Annotated in this window: 19 protein-coding genes; 16 read left to right on the top strand and 3 right to left on the bottom strand. The window is 31.0% G+C overall.

What is annotated here, in order from left to right; all coding sequences use genetic code 11:
* The first annotated feature begins 575 nt into the window (after positions 1-575).
* Both CLOS_RS09665 and CLOS_RS09660 read left to right on the top strand, forming a co-directional pair.
* Positions 576-1,424 (top strand): NgoPII family restriction endonuclease, encoded by an 849-nt coding sequence (locus CLOS_RS09665; protein WP_012159708.1) that lies wholly within the window; start codon positions 576-578, stop codon positions 1,422-1,424.
* 13 nt (positions 1,425-1,437) lie between these two features.
* Positions 1,438-2,427, top strand: coding sequence for a DNA cytosine methyltransferase (locus CLOS_RS09660; protein WP_012159707.1), 990 nt, complete (start codon positions 1,438-1,440; stop codon positions 2,425-2,427).
* Between the two features lie 435 nt (positions 2,428-2,862).
* Here CLOS_RS09660 and CLOS_RS09655 read toward each other — a convergent pair whose 3' ends face one another.
* Complete coding sequence (locus tag CLOS_RS09655) at positions 2,863-3,681, bottom strand: hypothetical protein (RefSeq protein WP_012159706.1); 819 nt, start codon at positions 3,679-3,681, stop codon at positions 2,863-2,865.
* A 748-nt stretch (positions 3,682-4,429) separates the two neighbouring features.
* Entirely contained in the window at positions 4,430-4,807 is a 378-nt protein-coding gene (locus CLOS_RS15275; RefSeq protein ID WP_012159705.1) for a helix-turn-helix domain-containing protein, read from the bottom strand.
* Positions 4,808-4,959: 152 nt separating this feature from the next.
* On the opposite strand from CLOS_RS15275, the gene CLOS_RS09645 reads away from it, so the two are divergent.
* The 9 genes from CLOS_RS09645 to CLOS_RS09600 all read left to right on the top strand — a co-directional run bounded on the left by CLOS_RS09645 (position 4,960) and on the right by CLOS_RS09600 (position 12,100).
* Positions 4,960-5,178 carry a helix-turn-helix transcriptional regulator gene (locus CLOS_RS09645; protein ID WP_012159704.1) on the top strand — a complete coding sequence of 73 codons (219 nt, stop codon included), beginning with the start codon at positions 4,960-4,962 and terminating at the stop codon, positions 5,176-5,178.
* 502 nt (positions 5,179-5,680) lie between these two features.
* Positions 5,681-5,962, top strand: a complete 282-nt coding sequence (locus CLOS_RS09640; RefSeq protein WP_012159703.1) for a hypothetical protein — start codon at positions 5,681-5,683, stop codon at positions 5,960-5,962.
* A gap of 16 nt (positions 5,963-5,978) precedes the next feature.
* Complete coding sequence (locus CLOS_RS09635) at positions 5,979-6,308, top strand: hypothetical protein (protein ID WP_012159702.1); 330 nt, start codon at positions 5,979-5,981, stop codon at positions 6,306-6,308.
* Positions 6,309-6,383: 75 nt separating this feature from the next.
* Complete coding sequence (locus CLOS_RS09630) at positions 6,384-7,784, top strand: hypothetical protein (RefSeq protein WP_012159701.1); 1,401 nt, start codon at positions 6,384-6,386, stop codon at positions 7,782-7,784.
* A 372-nt stretch (positions 7,785-8,156) separates the two neighbouring features.
* Positions 8,157-8,519, top strand: coding sequence for a type III toxin-antitoxin system ToxN/AbiQ family toxin (locus tag CLOS_RS09625; protein WP_041719195.1), 363 nt, complete (start codon positions 8,157-8,159; stop codon positions 8,517-8,519).
* Between the two features lie 271 nt (positions 8,520-8,790).
* Positions 8,791-9,432 (top strand): hypothetical protein, encoded by a 642-nt coding sequence (locus CLOS_RS09620; RefSeq protein ID WP_012159699.1) that lies wholly within the window; start codon positions 8,791-8,793, stop codon positions 9,430-9,432.
* Positions 9,339-9,992, top strand: a complete 654-nt coding sequence (locus CLOS_RS09610; RefSeq protein ID WP_041719192.1) for a hypothetical protein — start codon at positions 9,339-9,341, stop codon at positions 9,990-9,992. Before CLOS_RS09620 ends, CLOS_RS09610 begins: the two co-directional genes overlap by 94 nt.
* 277 nt (positions 9,993-10,269) lie before the next feature.
* A complete protein-coding gene (locus CLOS_RS09605) occupies positions 10,270-10,449 on the top strand; it encodes a hypothetical protein (RefSeq protein WP_041719190.1) in 180 nt (59 codons plus the stop codon).
* A 61-nt stretch (positions 10,450-10,510) separates the two neighbouring features.
* Positions 10,511-12,100 carry a recombinase family protein gene (locus CLOS_RS09600; RefSeq protein WP_012159697.1) on the top strand — a complete coding sequence of 530 codons (1,590 nt, stop codon included), beginning with the start codon at positions 10,511-10,513 and terminating at the stop codon, positions 12,098-12,100.
* On the opposite strand, the gene CLOS_RS09595 is transcribed toward CLOS_RS09600, so the two are convergent.
* A complete protein-coding gene (locus CLOS_RS09595) occupies positions 12,077-12,490 on the bottom strand; it encodes a superoxide dismutase family protein (RefSeq protein WP_012159696.1) in 414 nt (137 codons plus the stop codon). The two genes, CLOS_RS09600 and CLOS_RS09595, sit on opposite strands and share 24 nt — an antisense overlap.
* A gap of 212 nt (positions 12,491-12,702) precedes the next feature.
* Between CLOS_RS09595 and CLOS_RS09590 the strand changes: the two genes are divergently transcribed.
* The 5 genes from CLOS_RS09590 (at position 12,703) to CLOS_RS09570 (ending at position 16,424) form a co-directional block, all read left to right on the top strand.
* Positions 12,703-13,128 (top strand): nucleoside recognition domain-containing protein, encoded by a 426-nt coding sequence (locus CLOS_RS09590; protein ID WP_012159695.1) that lies wholly within the window; start codon positions 12,703-12,705, stop codon positions 13,126-13,128.
* Positions 13,129-13,139: 11 nt separating this feature from the next.
* Positions 13,140-13,595, top strand: coding sequence for a nucleoside recognition domain-containing protein (locus CLOS_RS09585; RefSeq protein ID WP_156774506.1), 456 nt, complete (start codon positions 13,140-13,142; stop codon positions 13,593-13,595).
* Between the two features lie 185 nt (positions 13,596-13,780).
* On the top strand, positions 13,781-14,281 hold the full coding sequence (locus CLOS_RS09580; protein WP_012159693.1) for a pyridoxamine 5'-phosphate oxidase family protein: 501 nt from the start codon (positions 13,781-13,783) through the stop codon (positions 14,279-14,281).
* A 146-nt stretch (positions 14,282-14,427) separates the two neighbouring features.
* Positions 14,428-14,988, top strand: coding sequence for a rubrerythrin family protein (locus tag CLOS_RS09575; protein ID WP_012159692.1), 561 nt, complete (start codon positions 14,428-14,430; stop codon positions 14,986-14,988).
* Positions 14,989-15,122: 134 nt separating this feature from the next.
* Entirely contained in the window at positions 15,123-16,424 is a 1,302-nt protein-coding gene (locus CLOS_RS09570) for a BaiN/RdsA family NAD(P)/FAD-dependent oxidoreductase (protein WP_242649564.1), read from the top strand.
* Positions 16,425-16,445: the final 21 nt, after the last annotated feature.

The following is a 16,445-nucleotide window of genomic DNA, read 5'->3' as shown; positions in this document are numbered from 1 at the left end:
ATGATTGCTCATACTTCGCCTAAATTTCAGTTGAGAGGATTAAAGCAATATCTCTTACTCATTACTATGACTTTATGAAATACCCTTTAAAGGAAGTACTAGAAGCAGGTGATGACGGTTTTCATCTGCATTTAGTACTTCATCTACTTAGATATCTATAATTATTTAAAACACATCTAAATTTAACAAGTGAAATTTATTAAGTTTAAAATGTTTTTAAAGTACAAATGATGATCCTGTTTTTAAAATAAACTTTTAAAAGCAGGATCATCATTTTATACATAGTTATATTTTTTAAATAAATATTTTAGTAGTTTTGTTTTATAATTTTTCCAGCAATATATAACTTAGCTTGATATACTTATTGTATCAATTTCACATTCCTTAAAAAATGTAAAATGAAATGTCTTCGCTAAAATAAAGTTAGATAGTTTAACAAATAAATTAATCCGTAGATTATAGAGCACATATAAACAACAAAACAGATAAGATTTTCTGTTCAATATTTTTCAGTTGAAAAAACTCATTATAACATATAGACTAATATTTATAGGATTAATGGAGGGAGAATTTTAATGAGTACAAACATAATACGAGCTATTATTAATTTAGTTAATACTCCAGTTGTAGAGTTAAAAGAATATGCAGATAGTCATAATAGAGTAAATTCTATGGGTGGTGCACTGGAAGAATACATAAAAGACATATTTGCTGGTACAGTAGGAGAAATAGATGAGAAAAAAAGACTATTGAAAATACAAGAATGTTTTAGTTATTTAGGTAATCAAAACAATCCACCAGATTCCATGCTATGGGGTGGAGACGCAATCGAAGTTAAAAAGATAGAAAGTAAAGATGCACAATTAGCTCTAAATTCTAGTTATCCTAAGGCAAAATTATTTTCAAATAGCAAGATGATTAAGAAAGCCTGTAGAGCGTGTGAAGATTGGACTGTAAAAGATATGATTTATACAGTGGGTGTTGTAAAAGATTCAAAACTATCTTCATTATGTATGGTTTATGGGATTGACTATGCAGCAGATGCAGAAACTTATGAGCAAATAAAGGAAGTAATTAAAGACGGTGTAGAGTCTATAAATGGTGTTGAATTTGCAGAAACAAAAGAATTAGGCAGAGTAAATAGAGTAGATCCCTTGGGTATTACTTATTTAAGAGTTCGTGGTATGTGGGGAATTGAAAATCCGTTTAAAGTTTTTAACTATGTGTATGAAAGAGATTCAAGCAAGAACTTTAATTTTATGGCATTGATCAATAATGAAAAATACGATACATTAGAGTACACAGATGAACTTGAAAAATTAGTTGGAGTTAAGGAAGGGCTAGAATTAAAAGAAGTAAATATTAAAAATCCTAATAATCCAGCAAATCTAAGAAAAGCAAAATTAATAACATTCACAATATAAGGAGCTGGTAGAAATGAAATTGATATCACTTTTTTCAGGTGCTGGCGGTATGGATCTGGGATTTGAAAAAGCAGGGTTTAAAGTAATAGCAGCAAATGAGTATGATAAAACTATATGGGAGACTTATGAAAAAAATCATAACGCCCCATTAATTAAAGGTGATATAAGAGAAATTGCTTCAGGAGATTTCCCAGATGATTGTGATGGCATAATCGGAGGACCACCATGTCAAAGTTGGTCAGAGGCAGGCGCATTGAGAGGGATAGAAGATTCAAGAGGACAATTGTTCTATGAATATATTAGGTTATTAAGAGATAAACAGCCCAAATTTTTCGTAGCGGAAAATGTATCAGGTATGATGGCAAAACGGCACTCTGAAGCGGTGCAAAATATTATCAGTCATTTTGCGGGTGCTGGTAGAGGATACAATGTATTTATACAGACCTTAAATGCCAATGATTTTCAAGTACCTCAAGATAGGAAAAGGGTATTTTATATTGGTTTTAGAAAAGATTTAGGTATAGCTGATTTCAAGTTTCCTAAACCAATAGAACCTAGATTAACGCTAAAAGATGCTATATGGGACTTACGAGAAACAGCGATACCAGCATTAGATAAGAATAAGACGAATGGGGATCAGTGTATTGTTTTAAACCATGAGTACTTTATCGGTAGCTATTCAACAATTTATATGAGTAGAAACAGGGTTAGAAGTTGGGATGAACCTAGCTTTACTATACAAGCATCTGGAAGACAAGCGCCACAACATCCTCAGGCTCCTAAAATGGAAAAGGTAGAGACCAACAAACAAATATTTATACCAGGTAGCGAGCAGCTTTATAGAAGATTATCAGTTAGGGAATGTGCTAGAGTACAAACTTTTCCAGATGACTTCAAATTTTACTATACTGGTTTACAAGATGCTTATAAAATGATAGGCAATGCAGTACCAGTAGAATTAGCCTATCATGTAGCCAATCAAATAATGACATACTTAAAGTAATGATAATAAGAAAATTATATTGTTTTTGCAAGCTATACAAAGCAGTATAGTTTTGAATAAAAGTTATTTCTAAAATGAACAGTGAAGAACTTATACCTAGATTAACAAAATAAGCTTTACTAAATATAAGATGATAAGTGGAGTTCTAGATGATAAATTCATATAGAACTCCATGTATATTTAGATTATTTGTATTAATTACCTGTTCGACATAGAATCTGGTTGACCTAAAAATGAAATGAATTACTTTATCCAAAAAAGAATGAAAACACAGGAAACAAATTTTATCTGTATAAATTTGGATTTAAAAATAATGAATTACACCTTTAATTCAAGATGGGAATGTAGTTTTATTAATACAGAAAATGGTGAAAGGACTTAAAGAAATAGTATTATTATGTAAGTAAGCAAAAAGAACAGAAAAATTGCTCCCTTTTATTTTCTAGGAATATAAATATTATACAAGCTTTCTAGTTCGTTAAGGATATGATTGTGGTTAAGGCTATTTGGTTCGACTTCAATAAATTTACCAAGCTGAAACAACTGTTTTGCTGAAGTGATTGTAGTCTTCACAGGCAAAGGTTTATATGGCTGGAATCTAGCATATACATTTTTACCACGATTTGTTCCTTCAGTCATAGGATCAATAGGTCTATATGCCACCATGAACTCGCCAACTAAATCCATTATTGTTTCACTGGTAATTGGAACTAAATTATTTAAGATTTCAGCTAAATTACGTGGATGATCTGATGAAGAGTATAGACAGTTGGCTACTTGATAACCATTTCCAAAGCCTCGACATACGCTCATAATGTCATCAGCGGTATAAATATCTAAGAATCGTCTTGCGGTTTTACCACTTCTTCGACCATAGCAAATACTAACACCAACGTATGGTTTTTTAGTATGATTGGTCCAATAATTAGCCCATTCAGCAGCATCTTTTGTTTGTCTATAAAAAGCCTGCTCTCCAAATTCTTTTAAAAATCTTTTATGACCATACCAGTTCCCAAAGTAATCAGCATTTGAAAGTTTTGCAGATATTTTTAGTGGAGTAGAGTTCTCTAGTTCAATAAGAACATCTGTCTTATTCTCTTTATCTTCACTCCCGATACCTCGAATGCTAATAATTTTAGCCCCAGGTTTAATTTCTAAGTTTTTCATCCATTCAGGTAAATTAGTAGGAAGTGATATATCGCTGCTTGCGGCTTCAGTAATAGCAGATTCTAATTCATCTGATTTTTTTGACATTTAATCATCCCCCCGTTTATAAAAAATATTATAAAAGCTGTAAATTAAATAGATAAAATTAAGCCAAAGCTATTTATTCTAATTAATAAACAAAATTATTAGCATGCTTTAATGAGTATATTTAGCTAAAAATAAAACTGATACAATTTGAAAAACTATACCAGCCTGTGAAATATTTAGATATTCCTTAATATAGAGACTTGTTTTTCGTCTATCCTGCTGAGTTAAGTTCATTCGTTACAACATCATGAGATTTTTTTATTTATAAAGCATAGGATGATGAGACTGAGGATTCCATTTTTTGTTTTATTCGTTCAATAAGTTTTTTATATTCAGACAAGGTTTCCCAAAAATCAAGATATTTTTTTATCCCTTTTAATGTCTAATACCTAACAACAAAGTGATCTTTTTTAATATGTTTTTCTTTCTCTTCCAAAAAATAATAATCAGTCCCTTTTTTATTTATCTTAAGTATTTTGAAACACACTTAATTCAATTAGATTTTCATGATGATAAAAGATTACTGCTATTGTCAAATTGACATTATTTGTGTTCTTATAGACATTTAGAACTTAAGTATTAAACAAGATTTTTATTTGCACCATCCAATTACTACGAATACATCCCGTATTGACCAACATTTTCCGTATAATAACAAAAAAATATATCCCTTTCGGAATAATATTTTATTTATCTTTTAATTGTCTTATTAAGTCGTATTTAATTTTATTAATTTGTTTACCTAACCTTATTTAGTCAGTTCATCAGAAATCTCGTCATTCCGTTTCTGCATATCTCTCATTTTATAGAGCTCTATTAGCTTCTTTAACTCTTCTTGACTTTCAGGTGATAATTTACGTATATCTTCAGAAATAATATCTGTACTAGAGGGTTTATTTTTTTCTTTAGGAATATAATTAGCACGACCAAGTAGATAGTCAGTAGTTGTACTTAAAATATTTGCTATTAAGTTTAATGTTTCCGCATCTGGAACAGTTCGCCCAGTCTCGTAGTTAGCAATAGCAGTTCGAACCAAGCCTAATTTATCAGCAAGTTCTTGTTGTGTCATATTATTTTCTTTTCTTAATTCTTTTAATCTTTCCTTAAATTTAATTTTATCTGTCATAACATAACCCCCATTACATAAATTATAGTCATTTCCACAATGAATATCTATAAATGTCATTTAAAAAAACTTTTTTAAGACTATATATTGACTAAGTCATTTTAAATGACTATAATTATATGTAAGAATTGTTTTTACAAGAGGTGAATGCGATGAGAATTAACATGATAAAGAGAAGAAAAGAATTGGGACTAACACAAAAGGATATTGCTAAAAAGATAAATAAGGGTCGTAGCACTTATGCAAGTTATGAAGTTGGTACAATATCTCCATCATTAAAAACAAGCCTATTATTAAAAAAGATTTTAAATAGTGATGATGATATTTTTTTAGATACAAACGTCACGCAAAATGACTACAAGATAATTTAGATTTACATATGCAGAGCTTATAAACTCTCATATTTAAATATATAAATTTTTAATTTTGAAGTAATCAATAGATCTTTGAAAAATTAATAAGGTAGTATTACAGGTACATTATTCTTGTGGACGGAGAACGGAAAGCGAGCAGGTGGACGGTTAATTTTCTATTTCAATAACCCATTACAACACCAATATTAGCATTGGTTATGCTAAATCGCCATGACCCACAAGAAGTAAATAATGATACTTCCGCTTAGTCCTAGGAGATCCCCTGGAGAGTGGCCTGCATATTGTGGAGGAGTACTGTGATGTTTCTGTGAAAAGGACATATGCAGTATTATGATATCTACTAACCATAGATAGCCTGTATACTAATTTAAAAATGTTAAAAGAGTTTAATTTATTATATTGCTTGAATTATAAGAATGATAAATGTTTTAGATATTATCTAAGGTATTTATTATTTTTATGTTTTTCCATAAAAAACTATTTTTAGGAGGAGATCATATTGAAATCTTATGTTCCACATACCTTAGTTAAGTATCATTGCTTTCCTTGTGATAAGGAATTTATTTTAAGTCAGCAGCAAATGGATAATAGGAAGGATAAGAAGAAAATTATATGTCCTTATTGTCATGATGATATGGCCATGGCATATGTCTGGATGGATGAAATTGAAGAATTAGAGATGTTACATGAACTGGGGATAGGGCATTATTCTGATCCTGTAGAGAATAGAATTGTGCAAGACAGGATAGATGAAATTAAGACACCTATTACTATAGAATAGCCGAGGAGGATTTAAAATGGAATCTTATGTGGAGGATATATTAGTTAAGCATCATTGTCATACTTGCCGTAATGATTTTATATTAAGTGAATATCAAATAGAAAATTCAGAAAAGGAAATTATGTGTCCCTATTGTCATGGAATCATAGTTAAAACATATATAAAATGTGGTGATGATTCAGAAATATTCGATATTCTAGGTTGTATGTCTATAGGGCATCACATGGATATTGAAGAAGAAAGAATTAGTTATGAGCGTATATGGGAGAAAATAATAGAATTAAAGATAGATAATCTAGAAAAAGAGATTGAAAAACTTAAAAGATGCAAAGGAAAGTATAGATAAATATAGAAGTTTAAAAAGGCTTCCTTTGAACTAATATGCTACAAATGATATATTAGTTTTAAGGGGGGATTAAGAATGAAAAAAAGCAAAAGAAAAGCCTTGGTATATAAAGAGGAAAATATACTTCTGAGTAAAAGTGCAATAATTGAAAATTATCCAGAGCTAAAAGAAGTTCTACATAAATATAATGCAATATATATAAATGATTTAAAAAATAGTAAGTATTTTGATGATAAACTCAGAAATTTACTATTGTATGTTTTTAAGGATATAATGGATGAAGCTGTTAAAGAATGGAAGGGAAATGAAAAAGTTGATTTAGCTGAAGGTAAAGAGATTAATTGTTCATTATGTGGTAGGAAAAATGAATACATTCATTATATAAAAAACATACATAATGATGTAATTTTAAATGTTGGTTCGGACTGTATTGATAAATTTCCAAAGATGAATACTGGATTAGCACAGGGGACAACAGCTAAGCAACATAAAAATAAGGTAAAACGAGAATATCAGAGGTTAAGGAAATTAGAGTTTTTTAATGAAAAGTTTCCTAACACTAAAGAGATGTTATCTGATTGGTATAAAGAATATAACAGTTTACCTATTATATTGCCAGTTGATTTGCATAACAAAATAAGCGATTTACATAAAGAAGCAAATGATATATATATAAACTATGCTGAAGGAAAAATATCAGATGAGAAGTTAGATAGATTTGAAACATTAATTAAAGAAAGAGAAAATTTGAAATTATTATCAGATGATTTTATTGATAAAAATAGTAATAAAGAATTTATTTGCACTAGAAAAATTTATAATTGGATTATAGAAGAGTATGATAAAGATTCAAATAAGATAATCAATAATATAAGAAGAAATAACTGTATATTAAGTGAAAACATACTAAAACTGATATATGAAGAAGAGTTTTTTAAAAAGCATTTATTCAGATTTAAAAGTATGATAGATAGTAATAGATTATTTTTAATAGAATTAAGTGAAAATGATGTTGTTTTTGAATTTATTGGAAGTACTAAAACAATCAAATACACTTTATATATTCCTAAAAAGATATTTGTTAAATTATATGGAGGGTTGTTGATAAATACTGATTCAAATATAAGTGAAGAAGAGATACTAAAACATTCTAAATTAGTTTTTAATGAAAATAACTATGTTATTTTTGAAAATGAAATAAATAAAATATTATTAGAAAATAGTTATAGAATAGAGTTAAACTATTTTAATATGAAGTATGGGTTAGAGGTTATAGATGATACTGAAAAAATGTTTTCGGAAGGCCTTCACACAGAAACTTTTTTTAATACTCATAAGAATTTAATTCTTCTTAATGAGGTTGAAGCTACAACGGCTATAGTAGATTCAATTAGAAAGCTAAAAAAATGGCGACCATTGTCTGATAAAAAGAAATACAATATTGAAGATATAAGAATTAATAACAGATCATTTTAAATATAAACTAATAATTGGACAGATAATAGATATAAGGTATAGCAGTATGCCAGTATTTATTATCCTTATAAATAGCATTTAGATGTTGTTAGAAAAGCTTTTAGAGGATATAATATAACTAAGATAATTAAACAGCGGTGTACCCTACCATTAAGTGGGAGTTAAAAAAGCGGTGTTCTTCCACCAGCAAGAGAAGGATTAAAGTAATGAAATGTTAAGAATCATAAGAGAATATTTAATTCAAGGTATTTCGCAACCTTCTTAAAATGCGACTTGTATATTCAAGGTGTTTCGCAGCCTTTAAAAATGCGACTTGTAATTCAAAGTGAGTTGGGATTTTTCCTAACTCATTTTTTTATGGGGAGAGAAACTATGGATAAACTAAAATTTTATGAAATTAATACCAATTACATTCAATACTTAAAGAAATATGACCATAGAGTGCCTAATATAGATTATAAAGAGCATAACAAGTTTTTGTGTGGAGTTGTTTTAGATGTTAACGGAAATAAATATTATGCTCCGGTCTCATCTTTGTGCAAAGAGCAACAAACTAATTTCATAATAAAAAATAATAAAGGCAAATCAATTGCATCTTTAAGGTTATCATTTATGTTACCTGTTCCAGATCGTGTTTTGACTATAAAAAATTTTAAAGATGAAGATTATAAATATAGACGATTACTTATGGAAGAGCTAAAGTATTTGGTCTTCTGTCAAGAAAACGGACAATAAAAACTTGATATATTTATATAGGAACACCAACCTCTGCACAATTAAAGATATGTATATACGTTATTTTAGAAGATCTAATATTGAAGTTTTACAGGCAACAAAAAATTATATTTAAAATTCTAGATCGATCTTATTGGTTTTATTAAGTAAAGTTAATATATGATTCGCAAATTATGACATTCTTCTTATAATGTACTGTATTATAATCTATTGTATTAGTGCACTAATATTTGAAATAGCTTTGTTAAATTCAAAAGGGGGCAAGATTATAATGAAAAATTATAAGAAATTTCTAAGTTTTATTATGGTTCTTTGTATTACACTAACATCATTTAGTATCATTTCTTTTGCAGAGACAGGTAATGAATATGAGAAAGTTAGAATAACACAAGACGGTGTTTATATCAATAGTAAGTATTATACTCAAGAAGAGTTTGTTTATTTATTAAATAATGCTGAAGAAGTTGAGGAAGGTGGAATAACTACTTTTAGTGCTATTGCAGCAGCTGCAGGTACATATGTTATTGCGGGAATAGGAAAAGTAGTAATTACGAAGCTTGGTGAAGTTGTTATAGCAGGAGTAGTTGTTGGCGCTGGAACTTGGTTATTTAGCACTGTAAAGGAATGGTTTGAAGGTAGAGCAGATGCCCAGTATGAAAAGGTAGTAGATAGCGTTCCTCGTAGATTGAGAGATGGTAATGTTGTAGATTTAGATAAATTTAATAAAAGGGTAAAGGTCAATGGAGAAACTGCCTATGAAGAAAATGGTGGTTGGGTAATACAAAAAGACAGATCAAATAATTCGCATGGAGGTAGTGAATGGAAACTAAAGAGTCCGAAAGATCAGAAAGACAAAAAAGGCAAGAAAAGAACAGCAACACTAGATTCAACTGGGAAGATTTTGAGAGATTAGAGTTACAATCTTCTAGAGATTTGATTGATGACACTGAAATAGATACGTTTTTTGAGGCTTATTCTGAATTAGAAACTTTCTCTGTAATTGATATTTTTCCTTACCAGGTTCCTGAAGGTTCTGATATGTACTGGGATGTAGAAAAATACTTTTTAGAAACTGAAATAAAAAATTTTATTAGTAAATGTATAAAGATCATTCTTAAAATATCTTGTTACTATCCTTATACGAATGTAATAGTTTCACATTGTGGAATGAATTCTGATTTTGATGATAGTCTTTATGACGAAGAAGAAGGTATTTATTATGGTGATCCTATAGAATATCAATCTGATGTAGTTGCACCTATTATAGTAGAAAAGACTGAGGAATTTGTTAATAAAGTATTTGACACCTTGGGAAATCCATCGATTTTTTTCTATTTTAAATCAATAGATACATTAATAGGACTATATCCAGATGAACTTGTGGCAACAGTAAAAAGTTTAAATATTGATGATAAGTTTCTAAAATTATTAGGAGCGTTAGTAACTTCAGAAGGTTTATTTTTAAGACAATAAAATATTAATGATGAAGAAGGGCTGAATATTTAGCTCTTCTTTATTTTTTTAACCCTTGTTAGAAATATTACATAAAGAAGATAGCAGAAGCGAGAAATATAGCTTCTTTTCTTATTCCTATTTTTCTCATTCCAAGAGCTTCAAAGGGTTATTGAAAAAGAAAATAAACTACATAAGGCTTGATCCAAAGGTGAATTAGACAATCTTAATGATTCATATAGTTAGTAAGAGTTTCAATTTAAGTGATGTAACAATAATTTAAAAGGGGATGAAATAAATGAAACAGGAGCAGGAGGTAGGGCTAAAGAACAATAATAAAGGATTAGTTATAAAAGATAAAAATAAATATCAAAACATTGTTGAGATTACTCATACTTTTCATGGCAGCACTACAATAGAAGATGCAATAAAGGATATAATTTTATCTAAATTAAAGGAAGATAAAATTATTAATTAGAATCTAATAGCTTATGAATGCTACTTTGGGGCCTTATTTATTGTAATTTGGGGGAGTGAGAATGAAAGTATATGGGTATTCCAGAATATCTAGGGATGAAGATAAGGAAAATTACGATGCCATTATTACTCAGAACAAAATAATTAATGAATACTCAATTACTGAAATTGGGTATAAGGTAGTAAGGATATTTGAAGACGATAATATATCAGGATATACATTTATTAGACCAGGGCTGGATGAATTAAAAGCTTTAATCGAAGCTGGACAAGTAGATATATTATTAATGAAGGATTTATCTAGGCTTGGTAGGCATAATGCCAAAACATTATTATTTTTAGAATATCTGGAAGAATACGATGTTAGACTCATACTAATCAATGATAATTATGATAGCTCTACAGATGATGACGATATCATAGGTATAAAAACATGGTATAACGAAAGGTATATAAAGGATATATCTCGGAAGATAAAGTCTAATTTAAAAATGAAACAAAAAACAGATGGTTTAATAACAAAGGTCTATTTTGGCTATGAGAGGGACCCCGACAATAAACATGGACTTATAATTGATGAGGAAGCAGCAAGCATCGTTCAAAAAATATTTCAATTATACATTGCTGGTAATGGTGGAAGAATTATTGCTAATATATTGCAGGATGAAGGAATACCAACACCGTCTAGATATCAATATAATAAAACTGGAAAAATGATCTCTGGTAGCATTGCTGATACATGGACGGGTACTCATGTAATGAGGATAATAAAGAATGATGTATACATAGGGATTCTTCGTTGTGGTAAGACGGAACGGAAGAAAATTAATGGTAAAACAGAACGTTTAAAAGAAGAATTACATATTGTTCACGAAGAACATCATGATCCAATAATATCAAAGAAGGATTTCTTTTTAGCTCAGAAAATACTAAGTAATAGGTTAGATAATAGTGTAAGAGGTACTAGTAAGGGCATCAACCTATTTATAGGTTTTTTAAAATGTGGAGACTGTGGCGGTGGATTTATGAAAGTAACGAAGAAAAGAAGTCCACCCAGCTATATCTGTACGAATAATCATCATTATGGCGCTAGCTTTTGTAGTAGTCACAAGATTCATGAAGAGCAGCTAAAGATTATAATCTTGGATAAATTAAAACTAATGAAGAGCTATATTGAAAATACGGCAGATGAATTAGATAAGGAAATAAACAGTATGGTCCATCTAAAGGTAAACCATGAACAATCTATTAAGCAGTATAATATAAAGATTAAAGATAAAAAAGAAGAGATTAAGAACTATTCTAAACAATTGGCCAAGGAAATTATATCCGAAGAGATTGCTGCCGAAGTAATTAAAGAAGCCAATAGAGAATTGGTGAGATTAGAATCTCAGTTAAATGAGATGATTAAAATAAAAGAAGATAGTTCTAATATAAAGGAAAAAGTATTTAAGTCTTTAGACATTATAAATGATATAATAGAAAGTGGAGATATAACAAGGCGAAATCTTGAAAAACTCATCAGAAAAATTACGATTAAACAGTTAAACAAATCAAGTCCAGGAGTAAAACCTCTCTTAAACATTGATATAGAATGGGATGTATTCATAAGTTCTATATACGATGATCTAAACATACAAAACCACCAATGAGTATACACTACCATGAGGCTGATTCGTCGGATTCCAATGTCCACCGGCACTTTGGAAAGGATCTGCTGGATCACCTACTGCGCAAGAGCAATTTTGATGCATATGAAACCCAAGAGGACCAATCGGATTATTATTACCTATGGCTGGTGTATATGGCGGAAGACCTGAAACATCAATATATACATTGGTACCTCCTGCCGCTTTTATAAAATAAACCGTTCCTTTAATATCAGGCGCAAGGGGTCCTCCATTGATATGCGCTACAGCCAACTCCATGAAATGAGGAATAGAGCAACAATTTTCTAATGGATGTATATCTGCTGGCCAATCATTTACAGTGTAACCATTAAAGTTGTAAGGAATATCGTTATCGTATTGATAATAATTCATTCATATCACTCCCATTATAATAAAGCTTATTTTTGATACACAGTCTTTTAATTATATAATATGTAGGAACTCTTATGAACGTTAGTGTTTTCATTAAATATATTCCTTTTCCGAAGAACTTTCTGATGAATCATTTTGATAAATTTCTCTTTCTTAATGATTGTTTAGAATATATAATATTGATATGCCATAAATGAAAAGGATGATGATAAATGCTGCTAGAATCGGTTAAAACAGGAATAAAGAAAGGCTTAGAAACAACTTGGATATTAGCAAAGACCATAGTTCCTGTATATATTTTTGTAACCATATTGAACCATACGCCAGTAATTAACTGGATAACAGTAATATTTGAACCTTTAATGGGAATTTTTAACTTGCCGGGTGAAGCCGCCATTGTACTCGTCGTTGGAAATTTACTAAATTTATATGCAGCAATCGGTGCAATTAAGGCCATAGAGTTGACAGCAGCCCAAGTAACAATTTTAGCAATAATGCTTTCGTTCTCTCATTCTTTACTGGTAGAGACTGCTGTTACAAGGAAATTAGGTTTTAAGGTTTCTCATGCGCTGATTATTCGAATGGGCTTAGCAATTATATTTGGAATTATTGTCGGAAGGGTCGGTGCAATCATATGATCAATATTTTGATGGAAGGCTTGAAGGGAAGCTTCAATTCTATTTACTCCATAGCTAAAATTGTGATACCCTTAATGATTCTATTGCAAATAGCGAAAGATTATAAATTCCTTGATAAAATATCCAAGGCTTTTGAATTTCTAACAAAGTTCTTTCATATGTCAAAGGAATCTACGTTACCACTACTGGTGGGAATTATCTTTGGAATATCCTATGGTGCAGGTGTCATCTTACAAGCAGCGAAGGAAGGCAATCTTTCTAAAAAGGATACTTTTTTAATCTCAACCTTTCTAGTGATTTGTCATGCCATCGTGGAAGATACGCTCATATTTGTTGCCGTTGGTGCAAATGGCTATCTATTATTTGGCATTCGGATTTTAGCTGCTATTATCATTACTTATATATTAGCCAAAAGATTCAATTTCGAGGAATACACATTGGATAAAGAACCAACATCAATAGAATAGACCATTTTCGTAAAAAAGATCTCTCTTTAAAAGGAGAGATTTTTTTATGTAGATTCTGTGAATGTCCTACAAAAAGTAATAGGAAATATTTTTAATTATTTAGTAATAAAGTGAATATTTTTCAAAATAAACTAAATAATAACAAATGGGAATAGTTACTTCGAATCAATAAGGAGGTGACATAGTTGAATAAAAATAATCGGAAAATGGATTCAGCAGAGCTAAGAGAGAAAATAATCACTTTTTTAAAAGAACACAGATCTGGAACCCTAGCTACTGTATTCAACTCAAGGCCGAGATGCAGCCCAATACAATACTTTTTAGGCGCAGATATGGATATTTACATAGTTTCCGCTGGGGGAGATAAATTTAGAGCAATCGAGCAGAATCCAGAGGTTTGCCTTTTGGTGAATACAGAGTATATCAATTTTAAAAAGATTAAAGGCGTACAGATATTTGGAAAGGCTAGTACAAGTCTTACCAATAGAACACTTTTCGATGAGGCTCTAAAATATACATCGGAACCTTATATGTTTGAAATGAATAGAGATTCCCTAAAAGTGATCAAGGTTGTACCTGATGAAATTATATACCTAGACGCTATAGAAACAGGGGATCGAACAAAACAAGTATTGCGGAATAATCAAGTAACCATCAAGGAAGATCAACTAACGCCGGTTCACTAATTAAAATAAAAAAGGTTTCTATAAAAGTGTTTTAAGGAAGCCTTTTTTTGAAACTCACTTACGATAAAGTTCTTCTTTGGAAACACATCATAAGTAGAACTTACCTATTCGCTATAAAAAACAAGGGTTAAAGAGGAGGTCAAATTATGACAGTAAACAATGCCATGACAGCAGATTTTTTAAGATCTGCTTATGGTGGAGAAAGTGCAGCTCATATGAGGTATTTAATTTGGGCAGATGTAGCTGAAGCAGAAAAAATGCCGAATATCGGCAGACTTTTTAGAGCCATCGCTTATGCAGAATATGCCCATGCAGACAATCATTTTAGAGTATTAAAGGATCAGGTTGGGGATTATACGGTAGCGTCTGGTGCTGTATTTGGCGTAGGTAAAACAGTAGATAATTTACAAGGTGCAATCAATGGAGAACTTCATGAAGTAGAGCAGATGTATCCAGTTTATTTAGAAACAGCGCGTTACCAAAATGAAAAAGGTGCTGAAAAAGCATTCCACTATGCATTAGAAGCAGAAAAAATTCACGCAAAAATGTTTCAGGATGCACAGAATATGGCAAAGCAAGGTAAAGATATGGATATTGGAACAATTTATGTATGTCCAATTTGTGGTCATACGGTGGCGGATCATTTACCAGATCAATGTCCAATTTGTGGCGCTAAGAAGGATCTATACAAGGATTTTCCAGCTTAGCATTTGAAAGCTATAGACTCTAAATAATAGAATGATGGATGTAGACATGGTAATTGATAGGATAAGTTACCATGTCTATTTTTATGAATGAAACATAAAACATACAGTTGAAGTAAGCTATGATATTATATATAATGAGCAAGAATAAAAATATTGCAGTGGAAAATGATGCCACAGCTAAAGGAGTTATAGCGATGTTAAGAGAAATTGCAATCATAGGTGGTGGAGCCGCTGGTATGATGGCAGCAATCGTGGCGGCTAGAAATGGTGCCAATGTTGTGATATATGAAAAAATGAATAGAGTTGGAAAAAAAATATTGGCAACGGGAAATGGAAGATGCAATCTTACAAATATCAATTTAAGTCATCAGAATATAGGTTGTTTACATAGCACAAATCGTGATTTGGTTCGTAATATATTAAAACAATTTACAGTGGAAAATACCATCGATTTTTTTGAAATCCTAGGCATTGCGCATAAAGTTGAAGCTGGTGGAAAAGTATTTCCAATGTCGGATCAAGCCTCCAGTGTTCTAGATGTTTTAAGATACGAGATAGATAAACTAGGGATATCTGTGCTCTGTGATTGTGAGATCCAGAGTGTAAAAAAAATAAAGGATCAATTTTTACTCAAGGATCAAAATGGTGTTGAATATAGGGCAGATAGGGTAATTATGGTTACTGGCGGTATGTCCAGTCCTAGTTTAGGATCCAACGGCAGTGGATACGGACTTGCTAAAAGTTTAGGACATAAGGTGGTAAAGCCTTTCCCTGCGCTGGTGCAGTTAAAGCTGGAGTCCCCCTTTCTAAAAGTGATCAAGGGAATAAAATTTGATGGAGAAGCTTCTATTCTAGTAGATAGGGAGGCTTTAAGAAAAGAAGAGGGCGAAATATTATTTACAGAGTATGGAATTTCAGGACCACCAATATTGCAGCTCAGTAGGAGTGCGGTGGAAGCCCTGGAATATAAAAAAAAGCCTCAATTAAAGATCGATATGTTTCCCAGTCATACCCATGATGAGTTGGTAGCTCTTATCAGCTTAAGATTGTCCTATCAGTATGACCGCCCATTGGATTTTAGCTTCATCGGTCTCATCAATAAAAGAATGATTCCAATAATTTTAAAAGAAGCCGGTATCCATCATTTGGATAAATTATGCTCAGAAGTATCGAATAAGGAGATCAGGAATATCGTTAAAATATTAAAGGATTGGGAATTCTCTATTACAGGTTCTCAAACTTGGGCAAACTCCCAAGTAACTGCTGGGGGCATCGATGTATCGAGTATATGCCCAGAAACTTTAGAATCGAAACTTGTAAAAGGTTTATTCTTTGCAGGAGAAATCTTAGATGTGGATGGAGACTGTGGCGGGTACAACCTACAGTGGGCATGGTCTTCTGGATATGTGGTAGGAAATGAAGCAACAATAAAATAGGCTATGGGATCGAGGAAGGAA

The organism is Alkaliphilus oremlandii OhILAs (assembly GCF_000018325.1).
Classification (GTDB): domain Bacteria; phylum Bacillota; class Clostridia; order Peptostreptococcales; family Natronincolaceae; genus Alkaliphilus_B; species Alkaliphilus_B oremlandii.
The sequence above is the reverse complement of the archived record's forward strand: the minus strand, read 5'-3'. Positions and strand labels throughout refer to the sequence as shown.

Excerpts from the sequence above, each read along its gene's own strand:
- CLOS_RS09665 (WP_012159708.1), top strand. The coding sequence starts at position 576 with ATGAGTACAAACATAATACGAGCTATTATTAATTTAGTTAATACTCCA.
- CLOS_RS09660 (WP_012159707.1), top strand. The coding sequence starts at position 1,438 with ATGAAATTGATATCACTTTTTTCAGGTGCTGGCGGTATGGATCTGGGA.
- CLOS_RS09655 (WP_012159706.1), bottom strand. The coding sequence starts at position 3,681 with ATGTCAAAAAAATCAGATGAATTAGAATCTGCTATTACTGAAGCCGCA.
- CLOS_RS15275 (WP_012159705.1), bottom strand. The coding sequence starts at position 4,807 with ATGACAGATAAAATTAAATTTAAGGAAAGATTAAAAGAATTAAGAAAA.
- CLOS_RS09645 (WP_012159704.1), top strand. The coding sequence starts at position 4,960 with ATGAGAATTAACATGATAAAGAGAAGAAAAGAATTGGGACTAACACAA.
- CLOS_RS09635 (WP_012159702.1), top strand. The coding sequence starts at position 5,979 with ATGGAATCTTATGTGGAGGATATATTAGTTAAGCATCATTGTCATACT.
- CLOS_RS09630 (WP_012159701.1), top strand. The coding sequence starts at position 6,384 with ATGAAAAAAAGCAAAAGAAAAGCCTTGGTATATAAAGAGGAAAATATA.
- CLOS_RS09625 (WP_041719195.1), top strand. The coding sequence starts at position 8,157 with ATGGATAAACTAAAATTTTATGAAATTAATACCAATTACATTCAATAC.
- CLOS_RS09620 (WP_012159699.1), top strand. The coding sequence starts at position 8,791 with ATGAAAAATTATAAGAAATTTCTAAGTTTTATTATGGTTCTTTGTATT.
- CLOS_RS09610 (WP_041719192.1), top strand. The coding sequence starts at position 9,339 with ATGGAAACTAAAGAGTCCGAAAGATCAGAAAGACAAAAAAGGCAAGAA.
- CLOS_RS09605 (WP_041719190.1), top strand. The coding sequence starts at position 10,270 with ATGAAACAGGAGCAGGAGGTAGGGCTAAAGAACAATAATAAAGGATTA.
- CLOS_RS09600 (WP_012159697.1), top strand. The coding sequence starts at position 10,511 with ATGAAAGTATATGGGTATTCCAGAATATCTAGGGATGAAGATAAGGAA.
- CLOS_RS09595 (WP_012159696.1), bottom strand. The coding sequence starts at position 12,490 with ATGAATTATTATCAATACGATAACGATATTCCTTACAACTTTAATGGT.
- CLOS_RS09590 (WP_012159695.1), top strand. The coding sequence starts at position 12,703 with ATGCTGCTAGAATCGGTTAAAACAGGAATAAAGAAAGGCTTAGAAACA.
- CLOS_RS09585 (WP_156774506.1), top strand. The coding sequence starts at position 13,140 with ATGGAAGGCTTGAAGGGAAGCTTCAATTCTATTTACTCCATAGCTAAA.
- CLOS_RS09575 (WP_012159692.1), top strand. The coding sequence starts at position 14,428 with ATGACAGTAAACAATGCCATGACAGCAGATTTTTTAAGATCTGCTTAT.
- CLOS_RS09570 (WP_242649564.1), top strand. The coding sequence starts at position 15,123 with ATGAGCAAGAATAAAAATATTGCAGTGGAAAATGATGCCACAGCTAAA.